General features: G+C 52.7%; 26 protein-coding genes. 20 read left to right on the forward strand and 6 right to left on the reverse strand.

Going from position 1 to position 22,609, the window contains the following annotated elements:
• Positions 1–40: 40 nt before the first annotated feature.
• Positions 41–1,870 (forward strand): oleate hydratase, encoded by a 1,830-nt coding sequence (locus E5336_RS08160; protein WP_135980628.1) that lies wholly within the window; start codon positions 41–43, stop codon positions 1,868–1,870.
• Between the two features lie 63 nt (positions 1,871–1,933).
• Here E5336_RS08160 and E5336_RS08165 read toward each other — a convergent pair whose 3' ends face one another.
• On the reverse strand, positions 1,934–2,446 hold the full coding sequence (locus E5336_RS08165) for an ECF transporter S component (protein WP_135980629.1): 513 nt from the start codon (positions 2,444–2,446) through the stop codon (positions 1,934–1,936).
• Between the two features lie 230 nt (positions 2,447–2,676).
• On the opposite strand from E5336_RS08165, the gene E5336_RS08170 reads away from it, so the two are divergent.
• The 7 genes from E5336_RS08170 to E5336_RS08200 all read left to right on the forward strand — a co-directional run bounded on the left by E5336_RS08170 (position 2,677) and on the right by E5336_RS08200 (position 8,679).
• Positions 2,677–4,941: a pyruvate formate lyase family protein gene (locus E5336_RS08170; protein ID WP_135980630.1), complete on the forward strand. Its 2,265-nt coding sequence runs from the start codon at positions 2,677–2,679 to the stop codon at positions 4,939–4,941.
• On the forward strand, positions 4,934–5,833 hold the full coding sequence (locus E5336_RS08175; RefSeq protein ID WP_135980631.1) for a glycyl-radical enzyme activating protein: 900 nt from the start codon (positions 4,934–4,936) through the stop codon (positions 5,831–5,833). The genes E5336_RS08170 and E5336_RS08175 overlap by 8 nt, the downstream gene beginning before the upstream one ends.
• The gene (locus tag E5336_RS08180; RefSeq protein ID WP_135980632.1) at positions 5,833–6,591 is read left to right on the forward strand and encodes a DeoR/GlpR family DNA-binding transcription regulator; all 759 of its coding nucleotides are present in this window, start codon (positions 5,833–5,835) and stop codon (positions 6,589–6,591) included. The genes E5336_RS08175 and E5336_RS08180 overlap by 1 nt, the downstream gene beginning before the upstream one ends.
• A gap of 26 nt (positions 6,592–6,617) precedes the next feature.
• A complete protein-coding gene (locus E5336_RS08185; RefSeq protein ID WP_135980633.1) occupies positions 6,618–7,370 on the forward strand; it encodes an N-acetylmannosamine-6-phosphate 2-epimerase in 753 nt (250 codons plus the stop codon).
• Between the two features lie 333 nt (positions 7,371–7,703).
• Positions 7,704–7,964 carry an FRAT-87 protein gene (locus E5336_RS08190; protein ID WP_135980634.1) on the forward strand — a complete coding sequence of 87 codons (261 nt, stop codon included), beginning with the start codon at positions 7,704–7,706 and terminating at the stop codon, positions 7,962–7,964.
• A gap of 35 nt (positions 7,965–7,999) precedes the next feature.
• A complete protein-coding gene (locus E5336_RS08195) occupies positions 8,000–8,287 on the forward strand; it encodes a hypothetical protein (protein WP_135980635.1) in 288 nt (95 codons plus the stop codon).
• Between the two features lie 131 nt (positions 8,288–8,418).
• Positions 8,419–8,679 (forward strand): FRAT-87 protein, encoded by a 261-nt coding sequence (locus tag E5336_RS08200; protein WP_135980634.1) that lies wholly within the window; start codon positions 8,419–8,421, stop codon positions 8,677–8,679.
• 116 nt (positions 8,680–8,795) lie between these two features.
• Here the strand turns inward: E5336_RS08200 and E5336_RS08205 are convergent, their stop codons facing one another.
• Positions 8,796–9,509: a class I SAM-dependent methyltransferase gene (locus E5336_RS08205; protein ID WP_135980636.1), complete on the reverse strand. Its 714-nt coding sequence runs from the start codon at positions 9,507–9,509 to the stop codon at positions 8,796–8,798.
• 135 nt (positions 9,510–9,644) lie between these two features.
• Between E5336_RS08205 and E5336_RS08210 the strand changes: the two genes are divergently transcribed.
• The 5 genes from E5336_RS08210 to E5336_RS08230 all read left to right on the forward strand — a co-directional run bounded on the left by E5336_RS08210 (position 9,645) and on the right by E5336_RS08230 (position 13,337).
• Positions 9,645–9,947 carry a TIGR04076 family protein gene (locus tag E5336_RS08210; protein ID WP_135980637.1) on the forward strand — a complete coding sequence of 101 codons (303 nt, stop codon included), beginning with the start codon at positions 9,645–9,647 and terminating at the stop codon, positions 9,945–9,947.
• A gap of 66 nt (positions 9,948–10,013) precedes the next feature.
• On the forward strand, positions 10,014–10,472 hold the full coding sequence (locus tag E5336_RS08215; protein ID WP_135980638.1) for an RNA polymerase sigma factor: 459 nt from the start codon (positions 10,014–10,016) through the stop codon (positions 10,470–10,472).
• Positions 10,462–11,670, forward strand: a complete 1,209-nt coding sequence (locus E5336_RS08220) for a zf-HC2 domain-containing protein (protein ID WP_135980639.1) — start codon at positions 10,462–10,464, stop codon at positions 11,668–11,670. Before E5336_RS08215 ends, E5336_RS08220 begins: the two co-directional genes overlap by 11 nt.
• On the forward strand, positions 11,667–12,491 hold the full coding sequence (locus E5336_RS08225) for a hypothetical protein (RefSeq protein WP_135980640.1): 825 nt from the start codon (positions 11,667–11,669) through the stop codon (positions 12,489–12,491). The genes E5336_RS08220 and E5336_RS08225 overlap by 4 nt, the downstream gene beginning before the upstream one ends.
• A 12-nt stretch (positions 12,492–12,503) precedes the next feature.
• Entirely contained in the window at positions 12,504–13,337 is an 834-nt protein-coding gene (locus E5336_RS08230) for a hypothetical protein (RefSeq protein WP_135980641.1), read from the forward strand.
• 23 nt (positions 13,338–13,360) lie between these two features.
• Here the strand turns inward: E5336_RS08230 and E5336_RS08235 are convergent, their stop codons facing one another.
• Entirely contained in the window at positions 13,361–13,840 is a 480-nt protein-coding gene (locus E5336_RS08235) for an MGMT family protein (RefSeq protein WP_135980642.1), read from the reverse strand.
• Positions 13,841–13,945: 105 nt separating this feature from the next.
• Between E5336_RS08235 and E5336_RS08240 the strand changes: the two genes are divergently transcribed.
• The 4 genes from E5336_RS08240 to E5336_RS08255 all read left to right on the forward strand — a co-directional run bounded on the left by E5336_RS08240 (position 13,946) and on the right by E5336_RS08255 (position 17,293).
• On the forward strand, positions 13,946–14,596 hold the full coding sequence (locus E5336_RS08240) for a response regulator transcription factor (protein ID WP_135980643.1): 651 nt from the start codon (positions 13,946–13,948) through the stop codon (positions 14,594–14,596).
• A gap of 73 nt (positions 14,597–14,669) precedes the next feature.
• On the forward strand, positions 14,670–15,575 hold the full coding sequence (locus E5336_RS08245; protein WP_135980644.1) for an ABC transporter ATP-binding protein: 906 nt from the start codon (positions 14,670–14,672) through the stop codon (positions 15,573–15,575).
• Entirely contained in the window at positions 15,572–16,366 is a 795-nt protein-coding gene (locus E5336_RS08250) for a hypothetical protein (RefSeq protein ID WP_135980645.1), read from the forward strand. Before E5336_RS08245 ends, E5336_RS08250 begins: the two co-directional genes overlap by 4 nt.
• A gap of 18 nt (positions 16,367–16,384) precedes the next feature.
• Positions 16,385–17,293: a sensor histidine kinase gene (locus E5336_RS08255; RefSeq protein WP_135980646.1), complete on the forward strand. Its 909-nt coding sequence runs from the start codon at positions 16,385–16,387 to the stop codon at positions 17,291–17,293.
• Here the strand turns inward: E5336_RS08255 and E5336_RS08260 are convergent.
• The 3 genes from E5336_RS08260 to E5336_RS08270 form a co-directional block, all read right to left on the reverse strand.
• Positions 17,211–17,882 carry a hypothetical protein gene (locus E5336_RS08260; RefSeq protein WP_135980647.1) on the reverse strand — a complete coding sequence of 224 codons (672 nt, stop codon included), beginning with the start codon at positions 17,880–17,882 and terminating at the stop codon, positions 17,211–17,213. The genes E5336_RS08255 and E5336_RS08260 overlap by 83 nt on opposite strands.
• 3 nt (positions 17,883–17,885) lie before the next feature.
• Complete coding sequence (locus E5336_RS08265) at positions 17,886–18,305, reverse strand: hypothetical protein (RefSeq protein WP_135980648.1); 420 nt, start codon at positions 18,303–18,305, stop codon at positions 17,886–17,888.
• Between the two features lie 68 nt (positions 18,306–18,373).
• Positions 18,374–18,925 (reverse strand): TetR/AcrR family transcriptional regulator, encoded by a 552-nt coding sequence (locus tag E5336_RS08270; protein ID WP_135980649.1) that lies wholly within the window; start codon positions 18,923–18,925, stop codon positions 18,374–18,376.
• 559 nt (positions 18,926–19,484) lie between these two features.
• Between E5336_RS08270 and E5336_RS08275 the strand changes: the two genes are divergently transcribed.
• The 3 genes from E5336_RS08275 to E5336_RS08285 are packed head-to-tail and all read left to right on the forward strand — an operon-like array spanning position 19,485 to position 22,524.
• On the forward strand, positions 19,485–20,657 hold the full coding sequence (locus E5336_RS08275) for an MFS transporter (protein ID WP_135980650.1): 1,173 nt from the start codon (positions 19,485–19,487) through the stop codon (positions 20,655–20,657).
• Positions 20,650–21,804 (forward strand): helix-turn-helix domain-containing protein, encoded by a 1,155-nt coding sequence (locus tag E5336_RS08280; RefSeq protein WP_135980651.1) that lies wholly within the window; start codon positions 20,650–20,652, stop codon positions 21,802–21,804. The genes E5336_RS08275 and E5336_RS08280 overlap by 8 nt, the downstream gene beginning before the upstream one ends.
• Before the next feature lie 51 nt (positions 21,805–21,855).
• On the forward strand, positions 21,856–22,524 hold the full coding sequence (locus tag E5336_RS08285) for an HAD family hydrolase (RefSeq protein WP_135980652.1): 669 nt from the start codon (positions 21,856–21,858) through the stop codon (positions 22,522–22,524).
• Positions 22,525–22,609: the final 85 nt, after the last annotated feature.

Consider the following 22,609-nt stretch of genomic DNA (forward strand, 5'->3'; position numbering starts at 1 on the left):
GAAAGCCAAAGGGGATTTGCGTCTCAAGGAGGATTTATTCATGTATTATTCAAGTGGAAATTATGAAGCGTTTGCCCATCCGCTCAAACCGGAAGGCATTGAAAACAAGTCGGCGTACATCATTGGATCCGGACTGGCCGCGCTTTCGGCTGCCTGCTTCCTTGTGCGGGACGCCCAAATGGACGGAAAGAGAATCCACATTCTTGAAAAAGACGCGCTGCCTGGCGGGGCCTGCGACGGATACCAGTATCCGGGTCTGGGCTATACGATGCGTGGCGGCCGCGAAATGGACAATCACTTTGAAGTCATGTGGGATTTGTTCCGCGACATCCCATCCATCGAAGACCCGAACATGTCCGTTTTGGATTACTATTATTATTTAAACAAGCGCGATCCAAACTACTCGTTGTGCCGGGCGACAGTCAATCGTGGACAAGACGCGCACACGGACAAGAAATTTGGATTGTCCGACAAAGCCCAAATGCAAATCATGAAGCTGTTTTTCACCCCGGAAGAAGAATTGGAAAACAAGAAAATCACCGAGTTTTTTGACGACGAAGTGCTGGACTCCAATTTCTGGATGTACTGGCGGACGATGTTCGCTTTTGAAAACTGGCACAGTGCGCTGGAAATGAAACGCTACATTCAACGCTATATCCATCATATCGACGGTCTGCCGGATTTCTCCGCGCTCCGGTTCACAAAATACAACCAGTACGAGTCGATGATCCTGCCAATGATCAACTATTTGAAAGCGCACGATGTCGATTTCCAGTACAATGTAAAAGTCGATGACGTCATGTTTGAAATCGAGCCGGATCACAAAGTCGTGACTGGTTTGCTTGTGACAGAAGCGGACGGGCAACAAAAACAAATCGACTTGACAGAAAACGATTTGGTGTTCATCACCAACGGAAGCTGCGTGGAAAACTCTTCGTTTGGCTCGCAAAACGAACCAGCCAAATTCAACACCGAGTTAAAACAAGGCGGCGTATGGGATATGTGGAAAAACATCGCCGCGCAAGACAAGTCGTTTGGCCATCCGCATAAGTTCTGCTCGACGCCGGAACTCACCAACTGGGAGTCCGCGACCGTGACGACGCTGGACGACAAGATTCCGCCATATATTGAAAAAATCACGAAGCGCGATCCGTTCTCGGGTCGTGTCGTCACAGGCGGAATCGTGACCGTGATGGATTCAAACTGGCTGTTGTCCTGGACCTTCAACCGGCAGCCTCAATTTAGAGATCAGCCAAAAGACCAGCTTGTCGGCTGGATTTACGGTTTGTTTACGGACAAGCCAGGAAACTATGTAAAAAAAGCGATGCGCGACTGCACCGGAAAAGAAATTTGCATGGAGTGGCTGTACCACCTGGGCGTGCCGGAAGATCAAATTGAAGAGCTGGCAGAAAAGAGCGCCAACACCGTGCCTTGCATGATGCCGTACATTACCGCGTTCTTCATGCCAAGACAAAAAGACGATCGTCCAAATGTCGTGCCGGAAGGAGCGAAAAACTTCGCGTTCATCGGTCAATTCGCCGAAACGCCGCGCGATACGATTTTCACAACCGAATACTCGATGCGCACCGGCATGGAAGCCGTGTACACCCTTTGCGATGTCGACCGCGGCGTACCGGAAGTATGGGGAAGCGCGTTCGACGTGCGTGACTTGCTTTACGCGACAACGAAGCTGCGCGACGGCAAGCCAGTCACCGACATGAAGCTGAATCCAATCGAAAAAGCCGCGTTGCAGGCGGGTATCAAAAAGCTCAAAGGCACCGACATGTACGACTTGCTCGTGCAGTTTGGCAACATTCCGGATGAGGAATTGAAAGAAGAGCTTCCAGACGCCAAAGCGCAAATTATGTAAGCATAAAACCAATCAAAAAGTCTTGTCGTTCGGGCAAGACTTTTTTGAACCGCATTTTTGCGCTTATTCCGCTTTCAAGTGCCGCGTTCTTCCCAAAGCTTTTTGGATGATTGGATAAGCCGCCCAGGCGATGACGATGCCCACCACGCTTTGCAGGATGTTTTCCGGCACGCCCGACAACGCGATGAGCGCGCTGCCCTTCAAAAACCATTTCGCGAAGAAGTAGCCGACCACCATGACGATGGCGCCCAGGCCATAGTAGCCCAGCTTGTATTTCGGACCAAACCGGTGGAACAGCTCGGAAATCAAAAACGCCTCGACGCCTTTGATCAGCAACGTCCAAATAAAATAATACGCGTAGCCGCCCGCAACATCCGCCAGAGCGGAACCCAGGCCGCCAACCAAAAACGCGCAAAACGGATTCAGCATCCCCGCAAACAACATCAAAAAGCCATCCCCTAAATTAAAATAGCCGTCGAGCGGGTTGGGGATCTTAATAAACATCGTCGCCACGAACACGAGCGCCATGCCCAGCGCCGTCAAAACGATTTCATTCGTCGTGTGTTTTGTTTTCATAGCTATACCTCATTTCTGATGTGCCCATCGTATCAGAAATCTGCTGATGAAAAAATATACAATTCTTCAAAATAAATCGTAGACAGAGTGGACAAAACCGCAACAAAAAAGAGGGACAGAACTTGATGTGAACTATTTTGAATAAAAATGAATAAAAAAGAATAAAATTGGATTGAACATTCCAAAATAGATGCTATAGTAAAGGCAGAAAGAATAAGAGGAAGAATGCGATGGCAAAAATCAATATCGACGGCGTGCAAAACGTGGAAATCTCCAAAAAGATCCCTTGCGAAAAGCCGGTTATGGAACAACTCGAAATCATGGAAAGATATACAGACGCCTACAAGGCGAATCAGCACGAGGACAAGGCGAAACGGGAAATCGAATGTCTAAAAACAATTTATCCGACTTTGTTTCGTACCATCGAAGACGACGACTTGATCGCGGGACGACTCGATTTTCTCCCCATTGGATTCGGGGCCGTCACCAGCGTTGGCGGCGTGGGCCACTATTGCGTGTTTCACAAGCTGCGCGCCTTTAAAGAACAACTGCCCGAAAGCGAATGGCACCGTGTGGACGCGCTGTATGATTTCTGGCAGGACCACGACGTCAAGACGTTGTATTGTCAGGACGTTCTCAACGACACGACGACCGGCCGCTTTATCGACTGCAAATATCCATTCATGGCGACCGCCCGCCTTTCGGGCATGATGCTCGACTATCAAAAACTTATGCGGCAAGGCATCGACGGCCTCCAACAGGAAATCGAAAGCCGGCCATCCAACCCGTTCATGGACGCGTGCGCGCAGGCGCTCGATTTGTTCAAAGACGTCCTTCGCCGTCAAATCGAACTCGTCCACGAAGCTAAACAAGGAAAAAGCGCGAAACGGATCCAGGAACTCGAGCAAATGGAAGCCGACCTCGACTTTCTGCTCGACCACAAGCCCGCCACCTTCCGACAGGCGCTCCAGCTGTTTTGGCTGTACGCCTTATGCGCCGGCTGCATCAATTACGGCCGCCTCGACATCGTGCTCGGCCCGTATTTGAAACAGGACATCGACCGGGGAACACTCACGGAAGACGAAGCGTACCGGTTGCTCAAATCGCTTTGGAAAATGATTGAGAACCGACGGACGACCGTCAATGGCCGCATCATTGTCGGCGGCCAGGGAAGAAAAGACAAGGAAGAGTGCGATCTGTTCACGAAGATCTGCTTGCGGGTATGCAAGGACACCCGGTACGTCGAGCCGCAATTCACCCTTCGCTTCGATCAAAACACCGATCCCGAAATCATGGACATGGCCTACGAGTGCATCGCTTCCGGCGCCACGTATCCCACGCTGTACAACGACGATGTCAACGTGCCCGCCGTCCAGTACGCGATGCGCGTGCCCAAAGAGCTTGCCGAGCAATACATTCCGTTTGGCTGCGGCGAGTTCGTCATCCAGGGCAAAAGCGTCGGCACGCCCAACACGCTGCTCAATTTAGTCAAGCTGCTTCAAATCGCGCTCAACGAAGGCGTCGACCCGATGGATGGCGTGTACAAGGCGGGCCCATTATCCCTCAAGCCGCTTTCGGAACTGACGACGTTCGACGCGCTGTACGATCAATACAAAGCCGTTCTCGACTACTATTTTGATTTAAGCGTCGAAGCCCAAAAACATAGTTATGAAACGATGAGCGAGGAAGTGTCGTTTTTATTCAATTCGATTTTGATGGATGATTGCCTTGGACGCCAAAAAGCGCTGCTTGATGGCGGTGTCGAAATTTTAGGCGGCACCAACGAAACGTATGGCAACATCAACGCCAGCGACGCGTTATCCACGATCAAAACGCTCGTATACGACGAAAAGAAGTACACTCTGGAACAACTCAACAAAGCCGCGCTCGCCAATTTTGCCGGCTATGAAAAGCTCCAGAAGGAAATTTTGACGCTGCCCAAATACGGCAACGACGAAACCGAATGCGACGAGCTCGCCAACGATTTGTACGAGTACGTCGCCAAAGGCATCCGGCAAAAAGGAATCGAGGCGGGCCTTGGCTATTACTTGATCGTCATCTCCAACAACCAGACGAACACGGACTGGGGCCATGAAACCGACGCCTCGCTGGACGGCCGCAAAAAAGGCGTGTACATGAATCCCGCCAACAATCCGCAAGGAGGCAATGCCAAAAACGGGCCGACCGCCGTGCTCAAATCGCTCGCCCGCTTCGACGCCAAATACCATGGCGGCAGCGTGCAAAACATCAAGTTCACGCCGCGCATGATGCACGAGGACAAAGAAAAAGTCAAAGCCCTCTTTCAAACGTACTTTAAAAACGGCGGGTGCCAGCTCATGGTCACCGTCGTGGATCGCGGCGTTTTGGAAGACGCGCAAATCCACCCGGAAAACTATCCCGATTTGATTGTCCGCGTCGCCGGATACAGCGCCGTGTTCGTCAATTTGACCAAAGACGTGCAGGAAGAACTGCTCAGCCGGACGCTTTATGATTAGAGTAACCAATATCGAGCGATTCGCCACCCACGACGGTCCCGGCATCCGTACGACGATCTTTTTCAAAGGCTGTCACATGCACTGTCCGTGGTGCGCCAATCCCGAAACGTGGAGCCAAAAAGTCGAGCTGCTTCACGATGAAAAAAAGTGCGTCCACTGTCAAATGTGCCGGACGGTGTGCCCGGCTTCGGCCATCGCGTTTCCTGAAGGAAAATGGCAGATTGACCGGTCGCGCTGCAAAGGCTGCCAGGCATGCGCCCAAGAGTGCCTGAACGACGCGATCACGTTTTCGGGCACGGACTACACCGAAGACGAGCTCGTGGACATCGCGATGAAAGATTGGGATTTTTACGAGGAAAGCGGCGGCGGGGTGACGCTGTCGGGCGGGGAAGTGTTTATGCAGCCCGAAGGATTGAAAACCTTGCTCAAAAAGCTCAAAGCCCAAAGCTTGCATGTGGCGCTGGAAACGACCGGTAGCTACGCGCCGGCCATGCTGCGTGAAGTCGTGGATGACGTCGACTTGTTTTTGATGGACCTCAAGCATCTCGACGCGGGAAAGCTGAACGCCATCACGGGTGGCAACGGCGAGCTGGTCGTCGCCAATTTCCGGTACTTGGCGAAAAATCATCCCGAAAAAATCGTGATTCGCATGCCGGTCATTCCCGGATTCAACGACGAGTCCGAAACGATTGAGGCTGTTCTCGATTTTGCGGCCAGCAACCGCATTCAGGAAGTCGACTTGCTGCCGTTCCATCCACTGGGCGCTTCCAAATGGAAAAATCTTGGACGGCCATACGCGTATGAAAAGGAGAAAATGATGGAAAAACAAAAATTGGAACCGTATATCGAAACCGGCGCGAAAAAAGGCGTGAAAGTGCGGGTGGGCGGCTGATGCTAAGCGCCCAGCGATTGATGCTCATTCGGGAAATGATCGAGCGCGACGCGTTCGTTTCCGTCAAGGAAATCATGGAGCGCTTCGACGTATCCAGATCGAGCGCGATGCGCGACTTGATCGAGCTTGAAAACCAGGGCGTCGTCATTCGGGAACGGGGCGGCGCCGTGCTTAAGGAGCGGGCCGCCACCGTGTCGAGCGCCAACGAAGTCGCCATTCGCGCCAAGGAAAACGTGAACGAGGCGCAAAAGCGGCTTTTGTGCGCCAGAGCGGCGCGAACGATTCACGAAGGCGACTGCATATATGTCGACGGGGGCACGACGACGTTGTTTTTGGCGGAATGGATCGCGACCATGCGTGTCACCGTCATTACGCCGAATACGTATTTTTTGCAAAAGCTGCCCGCCACGTTTCCGGGAACGATTTATTTGCTGGGGGGCGAATTCGGTTTGAACCGGGACATGTCGTATGGTCCGCTGACGATTGAGATGCTCAAACAATTCAATTTTGACTTGGCGTTTTTGACGACCAACGGCATCGACCTGGAACGGGGCGAGGCGAGCGTGTTCGATTTTGAAGTCGGCCAGGTGAAAAAGGAAGTGCTCAAGCGCTGCCGGCACAGCCGCTTGCTTGTCGACGCGTCCAAGATCGGCAAGCGGGCGCTTTGTTCCTGGGCCAGACTGGACGCGTTTCAGGATATTTACATGGACGCGTGCCCGGAAGACGAGCGGCTGGAAAACATTGTGATTTGCGATTGAAGCAGCGGAACAGGAGGAAAGAGAGTATGAAGACAACCGATGCGCGGAAAAAGGAAATTTTGGAAAAGATGAAAGGCGGGCTGATCGTCAGCTGCCAGGTGCAGCATGACGATCCGATCTATACTGACGATATGGTCGTGAAAATGGCGGAAGCGGCACGCTGGGGCGGGGCCGTGGGCATCCGCGCCAATTCGCCCGAGCAAATCAAGGCCATCAAGCAGGCGGTTCCCGAACTGTCGATGATCGGCCTTTGGAAAGTGTGGCACGACGACACCGACGTGTTCATCACGCCGACGATGAAGGAAGTGCGCGCCATCTGGGAAGCGGGCGCGGAAATTATTGCCCTGGACTGCACGGCGCAAACGACGCATGAAGGCACGCAGGCGTGGGACTTGATCAAGGACGTCAAAAAGGAAATCCCGGAAGCGATCGTGTTCGCGGACGTGTCCAACTACGAGGAGGCGAAGCGGGCCATTGAAAACGGCGCCGACATCGTCGCGCCGACGCTGTATGGCTATACGAAGGAAACCGCGCACATTGAAGGACCAGATATGCGGATGTTCGCGAAAATGTGCCGGGATTTCAAGGACGATGCGTACGTGATGATGGAAGGACACATTTACACGCCGGAAGACGCGATGAAGTGCATTTTCCTTGGCGCCCACAGCGTCGTGGTGGGAAGCGCCATCACAAGGCCGCATTTGACAACAAAGCGGTTTACCGATCTGCTGAGCGGCTATCAGGACAACTGGCGGGACGCCGAAAAGGCAAAGCACTGAAAAAGTTGACGAAACTTGTTATGGGGGGAAAAGGCAAAGTCGGGAAAAAAGTTAGAAAGTATTATTTATAGTAATACATATACCTGAAAAACGCGGAATTCATCTATTTTTTAAAGAAAAAGGCAATTTTTAAAAAGATTTAAATTTCATGATGCATATTGCTGTCAATTTCGAATGAAGGTTTGTATTATGAGAATGTAAAGTAACAAGGCATTCAAAAGCCCCAACTCAGACCTGAATTTATGAATTAAAATGATGAAAATGAAAGGTTAAAGCATTCCAGAACAGGCCGAGATAGTAAAAGACTTTACAGTAGGAATGTAGGTAATTATCATGACAAAAGATGAATTCAAAAAAGTATTGACTGACGCAATCGGCGGAAACGCATACGGTGACGAAGTAGTTGCTGACTTGGTTGAACATTTCGACGAGACTGGCAAATACGCCCAGACAGCAAAAGATCGTCTTGACGAGCGTTTGGCAACACTTAAAGGTTGGGAAAAGAAACATCGCGAAGAAGGCGACGCTGCAAAAGCTGACGAAGAAGCAGCAAAAATTGCTATCGTAGAAAAAGCAATGAAAGCAATCGCTTAATTCAAAAAAACTTAACCAAGAAATCATGGATTGAAATGAAATTAGGAGCTGTTCCCGGCTCCTTTTTTCATGCCGATCCAAAGACGAAAATCCAAAAAAACTGGATAGAAAGTCAAAAAGGAAGGATAGGACATTTCAAAGGATTTGAAAGCCGGAAACAAACGAAGAAAGAACGATATGTATTGTTTTCTGTAGAACTTAACGCCAAAAACAAGCCCGATTCTGTCCTTTTTGGCTCAAAAAAGCGATTTTTAAAAAAAATTCAATTTCATGTTGCATCTCGCTGTCAATTTCGAATGAAGGTTTGTATTATGAGAATGTAAAGTAACAAGGCATTCAAAAGCCCCAACTCAGACCTGAATTTATGAACTAAAATGTTGAAAATGAAAGGTTAAAGCATTCCAGAACAGGCCGAGATAGTAAAGACTTTACAGTAGGAATGTAGGTAATTATCATGACAAAAGATGAATTCAAAAAAGTATTGACTGACGCAATCGGCGGTAATGCTTATGGTGACGAAGTAGTTGCTGACTTGGTTGAACATTTCGACGAGACTGGCAAATACGCCCAGACAGCAAAAGATCGTCTTGACGAGCGTTTGGCAACACTTAAAGGTTGGGAAAAGAAACATCGCGAAGAAGGCGACGCTGCAAAAGCTGACGAAGAAGCAGCAAAAATTGCTATCGTAGAAAAAGCAATGAAAGCAATCGCTTAATTCAAAAAAACTTAACCAAGAAATCATGGATTGAAATGAAATTAGGGGCTGGCGACAGCTCCTTTTTTCTATGGATCCGGCAAACAAAAAAGCGAAGAAAACGAGAACTTCGCTTTTTATTTGCGCGCTTTGACAAGCAGCATCATCGGCCGGCGCATCTCCAGCGCGTAGGTTTTCGGATCAAGAAGCTTTGACGAAGGAACGACCTCCTCCACCGCTTCCAATGTAAAGCCGGTTTGGAGAAGCCCGTTCAGCAGCGTCGTCAGCGTGTGATGGTATTTTACGACTTCGCAATCCAAAAAGCGGGTCTTCCGCGCCCCCTCCTGAAAATACGCATCCACTTTCCATACCGGATGGTTGGTGTCTTCGCCAATCCACTGCTGATCGCCGGCGGTAAATACCGGATGCTCGATATTGAACAAAAAGACACCACCCCTTTCCAACGTGGTGTAAACCTGTCGAAAAAGCGTGGAAAGATCGTCCACATAGTGCAGGCACAAGTTCGAGAACACGAAATCAAACGAGCCTTCGAACGAAAAGCTGGACAAGTCGGCTTGCCGGTATTCGATTTTTGGTGAGCGATGCAGCGCCCTGGCTTTGGCAAGCATGTTTTCGCTGAGATCAAGAGCGAGCACAAAGCGAGCCCCATGATCGACAAAATAACGGGCATGCCACCCCATCCCGCAGCCTAAATCAAGAACCCGTTGATTGGATACGTCGGGAAACAGCGCTTGCAGCTGCTTCCACTCGCCCGCGTATTCGAGTCCCTGGCTGCGCTCCATGTTTGCGTAATTCGCAAAGAATGTATCCTCATCGTAAATTCCAGCCATGTTTTCCTCCTTTGGTTCGTCTATGAAAAGAATATAACGATTTCGTTAAAGCACCTTTTCTTATACAATGAGATTATAGTCAAAAGAAGCGCGGAATGAAAGCGCTTTTAAAACGGAAAAAGAAAGAGGGAAACGATGAAAACGATTCGAATCACAGCGATGAAGCAGGTGGAGCATCGTGACTTGATGGAACGATTTGAAAACGAACTTGAGGAAGCGTGCACGATCGAGGTCGGACAAAGCTGGATCGTCGAGAACCTGCGAAAACCGGAAGGCTTTTGCGACAGCGCGTGGCAGACGATTTACCCGTTCGCGATGACGCTGGCGTATGGCGGCGGCGACATTTACGAAGGCTGGATGAAAGACAAGCACGCGGTTATGCTCAGCTGCAACGACGGGTTTCGGCCGGTGAGCTTTTATGTCGAGGCTCTGGATTAAAAAAAGAAAAAAGTTTGTAACGAAAACGGAAAAAAGCGTACCGATAGATGAAAGGAGGAAGAAGAGTTGGACGAGATCTATGAAAAATACGCGCGCTTCGTCTATCGCTACCTTCTTTCTCTAGGCACGGGGGAGGATGTGGCCGAGGAGCTGACGCAGGAAACGTTTTACCAGGCGGTGCAATCCATTCACCGCTTCAAGGGCGAGTCGAAGATCTCGACGTGGCTTTGCGCGATCGCGAAAAACCAGTACGCGATTTGGCGCAGGAAAAATCCCGAGCTGCTCGAGCTCGACGAGTCGTTCATGGCCCGCTCGTTCGGGGAGGAAATCGACAAAGTCGAGCTGCTGAAGCGGCTGCACAACTTGCCGGAAGCGAGCCGGGAGATCTTGTATTTGCGCATATACGGCAACTTGAGCTTCCGCCAAATCGGCGAAGTGTTGTCGGTCAGTGAAAACGCCGCCCGCGTCCAGTACTATCGGGCCCGCGAAAAGCTAAGAAAGGAGTTGGAGGAAGATGGAGCATGAAAAACTGCACGCGCTAGTGAACGACTTGCTGCCAAACTACATCGACCATTTGACGAGTCCGGAAAGCGACAAGCTCATCGAGGACCATCTGGCGCATTGTCCGCGCTGTCAAAAATCGCTTGAACGAATGCGCGAGGAACAAGAAAGCGCCATGGAGGACGCCATCGAAGTCGATTACTTGAAGAAAGTGCGCAAAAAAGGCCGCCGCAACGTGATCGTGGCGGTGTGCGTGGCGCTGCTGGCCGTCAGCGCCGGCATCGGCGTCTGGGTGTTTGGCTGGGGAACGAAAGCCGATCCCGCCACGCTGGGCTACACGGTGGACGTCAAACTGGACGACGTCGTGCTGCAAGTGGCCAGCGACGTGGAAGGACGCAAAGTGTCCCGGGTGGCGTGGAGCGAAACCGACGGGCGCGTGCAAGCCGAAGTGTACACGGTGCCGGGCACGCAGCAGGCGCCGGAAACGGTCGTTTACACAGCCAATGGCGGCGTCGAAAAAGTGGACGTGGGCGGCTGGACGGCGTGGGAAAACAACCAGGCGATTTCAAGCGAGCTGGCCGCCTTGTACGCCCGCCGCGTCGAGTACGTGGGGGACGTGTCGGGCGTGTCCCGGCTGCTGGAGACGATGCGCGTGTCCAACTGGATCGGCGGCTACACGATGGAACTGGACGATACGAGGCTGATCGTCGATGGAGAGCGCGTGATGAACGAGGCGTACACGAAACAAAACGCCCTTCTCCTGCTTTCGTTGATCACCAACGCGAGCGCGCTGACGTGGCGAAGCGGGGACCAGGAGCAGACGATCACCGCCGAACAGCTCAGCGAAGAAGTCGGCCGCGACATCAAGGAAGGCTACCGTTCCGTGGCCGTCCTACAGCAAAATCTGGACCGGCTGGATGAGGAAGGCTACGCGTGGCTAACTTACTATTTGGATTTAACGCTGGAAGACGATTTTTCAAAGGACGAGGTCGTCACGATCGAGGTGTGGCGCGATGGAAAGATGGTGGCGAGCCAGAGCGCGCGGGTGCGGGACTGGCTGCAAGGAGCGAATCGGCTGGAGCAGGCGTTCTGGCTGGAAAAAGGCGACTACACGTGGACGATCACGCTCGATGGACAACAAAGCGGGCCGATGCCGCTGGAACCGCATACGCGTTATACGGCCAAGGCCGGGCAGTGGAAAAAAGAAGGAGAAGGACAATGAAGATCATGAAAGCGGCGCTGGCGGCTTTGCTGGTGTGCGGGTGCGCCAGGCCCGATCCGGCCGCGGTTTCCGGACGGATGGTGGCGATGTTTGAAAAGATGGAGCGAACCGATTCGTACACAATGCACGTAAAGGAAACGGAAGATGACGCGCGCTACGAGATCTTTTACGAAACGTGGAAAGACAAGGACGAAGTGTACAGCTACGTCGACTCGCCGTGGCATCGGATCGTTTCGCGTTTTGACGACGGCCATGCCAAAACGGTGTCGGGAAAATGGAGCTTTGACGTGTTCGAAGTGCAGTCGATCGACCAAACCGGGCAGGCGGGCTCCCGGTATTTGGGCAATGTGTATGAGTATGTCCGCTTTCCGTTTCTCTTTGACGCCGAGTCGAACGTGGACGGATTGAAAGACTTTTTCGACTGGACGATTGAAAAAGACAACACGTACCGCGCCACCTTGCAAAAAAAGCGCATTCCCGAATTGAACGAGGGAATCGTGCAGGAATGGCACGATCTTGGCAAGGATTTGAAAACGCTCGACTTGAAACAGTGCGATTACACGTTCCATTTGAACGGGCAGGATGAGCTCGTCAAAGTGGACATTGTACAGGACTACACGTTTTCCAAAAAAGACGGCGAGCCCGAATCGCGTCGTGTCGAAACCGAGATCGGATTCGCCTACGATCAGGGCAATGAAAAGGTGCGCGAACAAACGAAAGCGCTGCTGGATCAAGACCATCAGATCGGGGACAATGTGCCATGGGATGGAGAAGGCATCCCGCAGCCGGCAGGGGAATTTCCTTTGCCGAAAAACAGTTGAAAGGGGAAAACGATGAAAACGATCAAACGAGCAATCATCGGCCTGGTTTGCGTGGCGCTTTTGGCCGGCTGCGCCAGCGCCGATTCGACCGATGTGACAGAAACCATGATGGACGCGTTAAAGAACGTGGAGGCGACGTCTTCGTACTCGATGCGGACAACATATGAAAAACCGGAAGGTGTGCGTTTTCTTGAAATGGTGTGGAAGACGCCGGAAGCGCAATATGAATATGTTCGAAGTGAAAAGAAAAATCAAATGCCAGCCGATAGCTTGAGGCAGAGGACAAAAGATCAAATCAAGAAAATGACTGGAATTCTCGCCTATGGCGTCTTTGAAGTCAAGTCGGTGCAGACGTATCCGGTGCATGATGCCGAGCAGGATCCGTATACCGAGTCTTTGGAGTTTGATTTGAAGCGTCCGATGCGGCTGGACGATCAGGGACGGTGCATTGGACTGAAAAGCGAATTTGCATGGGAGCAGGACGGGCAGAAAGTGAAGGCTTCCTTGCGCAAGAGCGCGATGCCGCAATTCAACAAGCTCTTGTTGGAGGAGCAGCAAAGAAGCAACGAAAGCATGACTGACTACGATATGAGCCGCTGCGATTTTACGTTTTGGCTGGACGAGGAAGGCCGCTTCCAGAAAATCGAGGCCGACATCGAGTTGAAAGTGAAATATGAAGGTTATGTGGACTGGATCGACCGGTCGGAAAAATACACGGTCGACGTGTCGTACGACGACGTGCCGGAAGCCTTCAAACAAAACACGCAAAAGGTGTTCGAGCGCGATCTCGCGGTGGGGGAGACGATCGAGTGGCCGAAAGAGGACACCATCGAATGGAAAGAGTAAAAGACCCGGAGTTTCCGGGCTTTTTACTGGAACGGGAACAGGGCGGACTCGAAGTCCTGCACAAAGTATTTGATGGGCTTGCGTCCTTTCTGGACGATGACGTGGCCCTCGGCTTCCAGACGTTGTTTTTGGGCCAAAACGCCGCCGGGATACTTCGGATTGAGCTCGCCGCCGGCTTTGAGCGTTCGCCAGTACGGCGTTTTATCCAGGTCGCGCTGCTCGCTCGCCCAGGCGGCAATCGAAACGAAGATGCCCGCCGTGATGGTATCGGTAAAGTCGGCATTGTTTGCTCGGGCTAAAACATCGCGCAGGATGCCGACCGTGACGACTTGGCCGAACGGGACTTGCTTCATGAGCGTGTCGTATGTTTTGGGCGGCGCGAAAAACATCCGGCTTCCGCCGTATTTTTGAATGCTTTCGGGATCCGTGATGACGACGGTTTTTGGCATGTCTTTCGAATCGTCGAGCATCGCGTTGAAATCTTTTTTGGACTCGTTTGCCATGGTTTCACCTCTTTTTTCTTCAGCTTAGCCAAAATAGAAACGACATGCAATGAGACGATTGAAAAAAGTCAGGCAGGCCGGCGTCGTTCGGTATACAATAAATCCATGAAAACGATATTGATCGTCGAAGACGACGAATACATTGGCAACATGATCGAAGCCGCGCTCAAAAACGAAGGATTCGCCACCTGGCGGGCGTATTCGGGCAGCGAGGCGCTCCTCGTCTTTCAAAGCCGGCCTGTCGACCTCGTCGTGCTGGATTTGATGCTTCCTGGACTGTCCGGCGAGGATGTGCTGTCCGCCATCCGGACGGTTCCCGTGGTGGTGCTGAGCGCCAAGAGCGATCTCGACCACAAAGTCGAGCTTCTGCTTCAGGGCGCTGTCGACTACATGACCAAGCCTTTCGAACTGAAGGAGCTCGTCGCCCGCGTTCGCGTCCACTTGCGGCCTGTCGACGCCACGCGCCAACAAACGCTCCGCTACAACGATCTCGCTCTCGTTCAAAACGAGGCAAGGCATGACGGCCAAACGATCAGGCTGACGCCCATTGAAACCAAGATCCTGTCCGCTTTGATGCAGGCGCGCGACGGGACGATGACGCGAACGGCCCTGCTCGATACATTGGCCAGCCAGGATGTGCTGATGAGCGCCTCCACGCTCAAAGTGCACATGTCGCGTTTGCGCGCGAAGCTGAAAACATTGACCGGTACGGACCGGATCGAGGCGCTTTGGGGCATTGGCTACCATCTTTCTTAACAAAAACGTAACCTTTTCTTTCCCGAAAGCGTAACCGGGCTTTGGTACGATGGAAAGGAAGGGAAGTGAAACGATGGAAGATGTTTGTGTATGCCGGAATATTGAAAAAGCGTACGGACAGCCCGTGCTCAAGGGCTGCTCACTCCACATTCCGGCCGGAAGCATTTACGGACTAATTGGAGAAAACGGGGCTGGCAAGACGACGCTCATTCGCATCTTGACCGGCCTGCAAAAGCCGGACGCCGGAACGTATTCGCTCTTTGATGTCGACGCGAGCGACAAGGCGATTCACCTGGCGCGCAAACGCATGGGCGCGATCGTCGAGATGCCCGCGCTCGATCCGGAACTGGACGCGTTATCCAACGTACGCGCCCAAGCCAGACTGCTCGAACTGGAACCCGGGCACGAAAAGGAAGCGCTCGAATGGGTGGGACTGAACGATCCGGGCACGAAGAAGGCGGGCGATTTCTCGCTGGGCATGCGGCAGCGGCTCGGGCTGGCGATGGCATTGATCGGCCATCCCGACTTCATCCTTTTGGACGAGCCGACCAACGGACTCGATCCGCAAGGCATGATCGAGCTGCGGGAACTCATTTTAAAGCTGAACAAGGAGCATCGCATCACGTTTTTGATTTCAAGCCACGTTTTAGCCGAGCTGGCCAAGCTGGCCGACTGGTACGGCTTTTTGAAAGGCGGGAAGATCGTGCTGGAAACAAGCGCGAAGGAACTTGACGAACACGCAAAACCAGTCGTGGAAATCGAGGCGAAGCCGATGGAAAAACTCGTTTCCTATTGGGATCGAAACCGGATGGCGTACAAGGCGCTGGGCGCCGACCGCTGGCGGGTGGAAACCAATCGTCCGGCCGGAGAGCTCGCCCTGGAATTGGCGAAAGCCGGCATCGACGTGCGCTCGATCCAGATCGTCAACGAGGACCTGGAAGCCGTGTACATGCAAATCATGAAAGGCGGGACACGATGAGAGGGTTGTTCTGCGCGGACGGATTTCGGATCCGCCATTCGAAAGGATTTTGGATCGTGACGCTGGCGCTGCTCATACTTTCCGGCATCGTGCTGAGTGTTCGCGCGAACGACGCGGCAACCATGAACGACGGCTTGTGGATCACGCTGCCGGTCGTGGCTTTGGCGCAAAGCGTGTGTATCCCGGTATGGACAGGCAATGACGAGGCCAACGGCCTCTTGCGCAACAAACTCATCGTCGGCAAGACGCGTTCCGCCGTTTTCTTGACATACGCGCTCACGAGTTTGGGCATCACGTTGTGGTTCGAAGCGCTCTTTTTGCTCGTGCAAATCGGCATCGGCACTTTCGTGCTGGAAGCTGCGTCCATCGGAACGACGGTTCTCTTGCTCACAAGCGCGCTAGTCGCGCTGGCGTTTTTCTTTACGCTTGTCAGCGTTTGCCCGATCCAGAAAACGACACGCGTCATTTTGTGCCTGCTTGGATTGATTGCGTTGTTTTTGGTGGCGTTTCAAATCCAGAACCGGCTGATCGAGCCGCCAAAGACGCTCGTGCTCGAACAGCAGGTCAACGGGGAAATGGTCAACGAGCCCGTTTTGAATCCGAAGTTTTTGGACGGAAACGCCCGCGCCGTGGCCGAAACCGCGCTGTCGTGGCTGCCAACCGGCGCGATGATGCAGCTGGTGTTCGGGTTCGTGTGTCCACCTGTCGTTTTGGCAATCCAGCTGTTCGTGGAAGCCATTGTGTTCATAGGCGCGGGCTGGCTGGTGTTCACGCGCAAGGAAGTGCGGTAGAAAAAGGGAGGCGACGGTATGCTTGGATGGCTGGCGGCAGGATTTTTCTTGTGGAAATGGCTTGGTTTGAAACACGCTTTGCGGCGTTTGAAAGAAGAGTGGAGCGCCTGTTCGGCGTCGGAAACGAATCGAAGGCTGCCGGTCGTGGCGTCCGACGCCTCTTTGCGCGCGCTGACAGGCGCGTTGAACGATTCGCTGGAAACGATCCGGAAGGAACGCCTACGTCTGGATCGAAGGGCGCGCTGGCTCAACGAGCAAATGGGAACGATCGCTCACGATTTGAGAACGCCGTTGACGGCTGCGTTGGGATACACGCAGCTTTTTTGGCAGGAAAACGATGAAAGGCAGCGACAGGAGGATGTCCGGGTCGTGGAAGGACGGCTGCGCGCGTTGCAGGCGATGAGTGAGGAGCTGTTCGAGTTCGCCCGTTTGCAGGACGGGGCCAATCCGCTTGCTTTGACCGAGGTGCGTGTCGACCATGTGCTTGAGGAGACGATTGTCGGAATGCGGGCGCTTCTGCAAAAAAAACAGATCGAGCTTTCGCTCGACCTGAATCCGATGGTCGTGACGGGCAACGCGCCGGCGATGGCGCGGGTGTTTACGAATTTGCTGGCGAACGCGGCGAAGTACGCTCCCGACGGCATCGCGATCGCCATGATCGACGAGCGAACGGTCGTGTTTGAAAACGGATTGGGCGCCTTGCGCGTCACAGATGTGGAAAAGCTGTTCGAGCGCTACGCCACGCTGCGCTTTCACAACGATTCGCACGGTCTGGGTTTGCCAATCGCCAGGGGTTATATGGAAAAGATGGGCGGTTCGCTGGTGGCGGAGGTACGCGATGGCGTCATTCGCTTTGCGTGTCGTTTTTCATCGCCCGATAACCGATCCAAATCGTCCAGACGTAGGCGCACGTCTTGGGAATCATGAGCATGCCGATGGCCGGGATTTGCTCGGCCCACAAGACGACGGGAATGTAAAAGGCGAAGCTGAGCACGATCGTGAGCGCCATCCAGCGAAACGGCTTGTCGTTCGTTTGTTTCACTTTGTACGCGAAGAGCACGATGATCAGCAAGCCGAGCAGGGCGAACGGAATGTTGCGGATCACGCCCCAAAGCAATGGAGGTCTGGCGCTGAGCCACTCGTTTTGGGGCAGCATGCAAAGCAGGATGCGCAAACCGGCCAGACTGTACACCAAAGCGCTCAAACCGTTGTGCTGGCGAATGGCGTAGCGTTTGCGCCATACGAAATAGAGCAGGACGTAAAACACGGTCATCGTGATGGAGGTGATCCATTTGCCGATCCCTAAAGCACTCGTGTAGTGGTCCAGTCCTGTCGTGCACAGGGCGATGGCGCGCGGAACGAGGTGGAACGCGTCGCCGGCGCCAAGAACGACGGCCATCCAGCCAAACAGCCGGTACTGGGAGCGGGACTTGCTTTGGCGGATCATGAGGACGCCAAGCGTCGTGACGGTGACAAGGTAGACGATGTCGAACGTGGTTTCAAACAAGGCGCGCATCGGTTATGCTCCTCTCTTGACGGCTTTGCCGTAGCTGCATCCAAACAACAGGCCGGCCCACAGCAGGGAGGCGCCCAGTCCGGTGTAAAAGACGGCGATGAATCCGTCGGGCAAAAGATGGAAGGCGCGGATCGCGATACCGCCCGCCATCATAAAGGCCATGATCAAAAACGATTTGACGTCGAAAAACTTTAAAAAGAACTGGCGTTCCTGAATGTAGTCGAGGATCCGCTTCGTATGTTTGGTGACGAGTTTTCCAAAGACGAAAAGCTGGAAAAGGGCGAACACGACGATGGACAGCAATACGTTGTACCACGTCAAATACGGCGGGTACGTGACGACGCCGATGCGTAAAATGTTAAAACCGGCCAGGCACCAGACGAGGCAGGCGATCAAAAGCAATGTATTCTTTTTAACTTTCATAAAAAGGACTCCTTTCTGAACGTTGTTCACTTTGAGGCAAAAAAATATCCCGCCCGGTGCAAGGAAACTTAATACACCGTGCGGCGCACGATCTCGAGCACGACGTCGGGGTCGAAATCGTGGCGAAGCCACGCCGACATCATGAGCGAAAACAGGACGTGGGCGAACTGTTTTTCGGACAGGCGGGCATTGAAGGCGTCGGGGCGGATGTTGGGATCGCTATGCAAAATGGCGCACAGGCTCGCTTCCATATGTGTCCACGTTTCCTCCATGCGTTTCTTGCCTTCGGATTTTTCGGGCTTGGCGAAACTGAACGCGTGCAGCGTGAAGAATCCGGGATAGGCTGTCTGAGCGTAGCGCATGCGCTCAAACATCCAGCGAACGCACGCTTCGATCGTTTGAAACGATTCGTCGGGCTGGTGGAAGATCTCAAGCCAGACGCTTGCGATCGTTTCCGATACAAGCTCCGCCTTTGAAGGAAAATAGTTGTAAATGGAGCCCACCGACACGTGGCAGGCGGTCGCGAGGGCGCGGATGTTGATGGCGTTCCAGCCTTTTTTTTGCAGCAGCTCGCGGCTGTGTTTTAAAATTTCCTCTTTGGATGTGATGATCGTATTCATGGCTCACCTCAATCTGAACAATGTTCATTATAGTCAAGCGACACGGATTGTCAATCAGAAACCTCAAATCCATCATTCGAGAGAAATCGTTGATTCTTCAAAAATCGTTAGTAAATTCGAGAGAAATCGTTAATTCTTCAAAAAATCGTTGATAAATTCGAGAGAAATTGTTGATTCTTCAAAAAATTGTTGATAATTTCGAGAGAAATGGAGTCGGGATAGTATTGCGAATCATTTTCTCTTTCCGATTTTGATAAACACTTTAAAAATTTTTTATGAAAGCGTTGACAACTTGTTGAAAACTATGTAAAGTAATGAAAAACAAGGAGGAAAGGATATGAAAACATTTACAGTGAAAAACACAATCCAGTTGAATTTGTTCGCAACGTCTTTTCTCCTGACTGAAGAAAACTCCTTTTACGCTGTCCCCGCAGCACCTCGACCGTGCACAATCGAATGAGAAAACACGAACGAAGAGTCTGGGGATAGAACGATTCACATGAAAACCGAAGACGCTTGTTCTTTGGTTTTTTTTGTATTTATTCAAAGGAGAAAAAGTATGACAATCAAAAAAATCAACGCGATCTACTTTTTGATTTTGCTCGCCTATGGCGCGGTGGACAAAATCTACGGATCGTCGTTCATGGAAATTTTATATTCCAGCGGGATCGGTGTCGGTCTGATCAGCGTGCTGTTGTCCATCGAGGACTTCCTGCTGCTCGTTTTCGAGTTTCCTTCGGGAATGATCGCGGATCGCATCGGCCGCAAGAAAGCGAGCGCGATCGGCTTGTTCGTGCTCATGCTTGGCTACATCGCGTTCATCGTATCCAAAAACTTTCTTGTCTTTGTATTGGCCGCCATTTTGAAATCCGCGGGCAACGCGCTCTTTAGCGGCTCGCCACAAAGCTGGTACTACGAGGAGCTGAAAGAAAAGGACGCGCTCAAAGAGCGGGAAACAATCATTCCGGTTTTGCGCGGCGTCATGAACGCCGTATGCATCGGGGTCTTGCTGTTGTGCACGATGTTTTTCGCCGCCTCCCGCACATTGCCAATGCTGCTGGCCATCGCGATCCTGGGCGTGGTTTCCGTCGTGACGCTTGTCGTGGGCAAAGACAACTACGGGACCATCCGGGAGGAAAACGGAAGCGGATGGAAAGAGGTCGTTTCCATTTTCTCGCATCCAGTCTTTCGGCGGCTGGCCGGGTTCAACATGTTGTTCACGATTCCATACGCGGTGTTCATCCTGACGTGGCAGCTCATTTTGCTTGAGCACTTTCATCAAAACGCGTCCATCATTAGCAGTATGATGATCGCAATCATGGGCGTGTTCGCGCTCGCCTCGTTTGTGACGACCGCCCTGCTGAAGCGCTGGAAGCAGACGACGCTCATCAAAGCAACGCTTGCTGTGCTGACCGGGGTGTGCGTGCTCATCGCGCAAGTCCGCTCGCTTGGCGTCTACATCGCCCTCGTACTCTTGTTTGAAGGGGCGCTTGGCATGTACATGACGCTGGAAGACATTTGGATGCAGGAACAAATTCCTTCCGAAAACCGGGCTGGGTTTTATTCGGCCGTCAACGCTTTCACCGCGCTGGCCAACGCCCTTGTTTTGATGGGGCTGGGATGGATCGTCCAGCACACGAGCTTGTTTTTCGTGTACTGGATCGCCGCGATCGTGGAAAGTATGGCTCTTTTGTATTTTGTTTATCGACTGGAAAGGAGAACCAATGATTGAACGGGAACAGACTGGCGCGTTTTTAACCAGGCTGCGCCAAGCCCACGCGTGGACGCAAAAAGACGTGGCCAGCCGGCTGCACGTCAGTGCCCAGGCGGTGTCCAAGTGGGAAAACGGAATGGCCGTCCCGCCGCTGGATTTGCTGCTGGAGCTGTCCAGACTGTATGGCGTAACAATGGAGGAAATCGCGAACGGACGCTTTGAACAGGAGAAAATCGACCACGCCCATTTGGATGTGCACGTGGAAAGATGGGACCGGTTCAACGAGGAAAGCCATCCGGACAACGTCTGGAATCCGTCGTTTCGCGGCGGCGTGCTGGAGAGAAGCGATGGCTCGCTTCTCGTGTCGAGGACGCTCGAACCGGGCGCCAAACAGCATCTCGCCTTCGAGCAAGGCGCTTTGAAAGAGCTTGTCGACGACGCGCTTTTGACGCTAGGCAACGATTGGATGACGATGAACGCCCGTCCGCTCGCGCTGACGATGACAATCTTGAGCGGACAGGAAAATCTTCCCCTGTTTTCCCGGCTTACAGCGCTTGCTCGAACGGCGGGAAGAAAGCGGGGAATGCCATTGATTGAGGCGCAGCGTTCGGTCAAACCGTTCATGAAACCGGAAGAAACGCAAATCGTCTTTACCGGGATCGGGGAGGCGAAGCGGCCTTACGATGCGCGGCGTATCGAGGCGGGAGACTCGATTTACTACTGGCCGTCCAACGGGCTGCACCATCATGGCTTTACGATTGTGGAGGCGCTTCTGGAACGAAGGCCGGAATGGAAAACGAAACGGCTGCTGGATGAACTTTTGAAAGCGCCGGCTTGCTACGCGGGGATGACGAACGGGTACGAGGACATCAAATGTCTGGTCCATATCACGCAGTTTGGATTGGAGCGCAACGTCCGCCGGGTGTTGAAACCGGATCAAAAAGCGGTGTTCGAACTGGACAACGTGAAGATACCTCCCGTTTTCCACTGGCTGAAGCGCGCCCTTTCGTATACGGATGCGGAAATGATGAAAGCCTTCAACTGCGGCATCGGGGTGCTTGTGATCGCCAAAAACGGGGACCCGGCGTATCGCCTTGGTCAAATCGAGTCAAGAAACGACAAAGAGGAGGCGGTCGTGATCCACTCGCCGCTCCACTGGCAGTAGAAAAAAGGGGAAAAGTTCAACGAATCGCTGCGTGTTTTCCAGAAGGATCGCTTGTATCGTAAAAGAGGAAAGCGAGGAAAAACAATGCAGATGATTGGCAGTGATTTTGACGGGACGATCGTCCAGCGCAAAACGATTTCAACGAAAACACGCGAACAAATCGAGGCGTTTCGCAAGCGGGGAAACCAGTTCGTGATCGTGAGTGGACGAACCGTCGCCAAGATGAAAGAAGGACTGAAAAAATACGAGGCCGATTTTTACGACGCGATCATCGCGTGCAACGGCGCGGCGATATTGGATGGGAATTTAAACTGGATCGAAGAACAGACGATGGATGAGGAAACGGTGAAGATGCTGCTGCGCGATTTGGCGGCGTATGCTCCCGTCGCCGATGGCGGCCGGGCCGTGTCGTTTGCGCTTCAGGACGGACAGGGGATGCCGATCCTTCCCGACAATGTGCAGGCGTTTCGCAACGGGCCGTATGTCGATGTCGTCAAGCGGGGCGTGTCCAAGGCGGCCGCGTTGCGCAAGCTGACAGGCCGGTACGAAGTCGAGCGGTTGTTTACGATCGGGGACGGGCTCAACGACATTCCGTTGCTTGATTGCGCAAAGGACAGCTATTCGTTTGCGCACTGCCCGGACGAGGTGAAGGCGCACGCACATACGATCCACACAAAGATCGAGGACGTGCTGGAAGACATTCTTCATATCCAGTCCTAGAACACAGGCCGCTTCGGCAGGGAAACCGGAAGCGGCTTTTTTTATGAAGTCCAAACAAGAATAAACGAACAGGTCAGTTGAAATA

Source organism: Dubosiella muris, from assembly GCF_004793885.1.
GTDB lineage: Bacteria > Bacillota_I > Bacilli_A > Erysipelotrichales > Erysipelotrichaceae > Dubosiella > Dubosiella muris.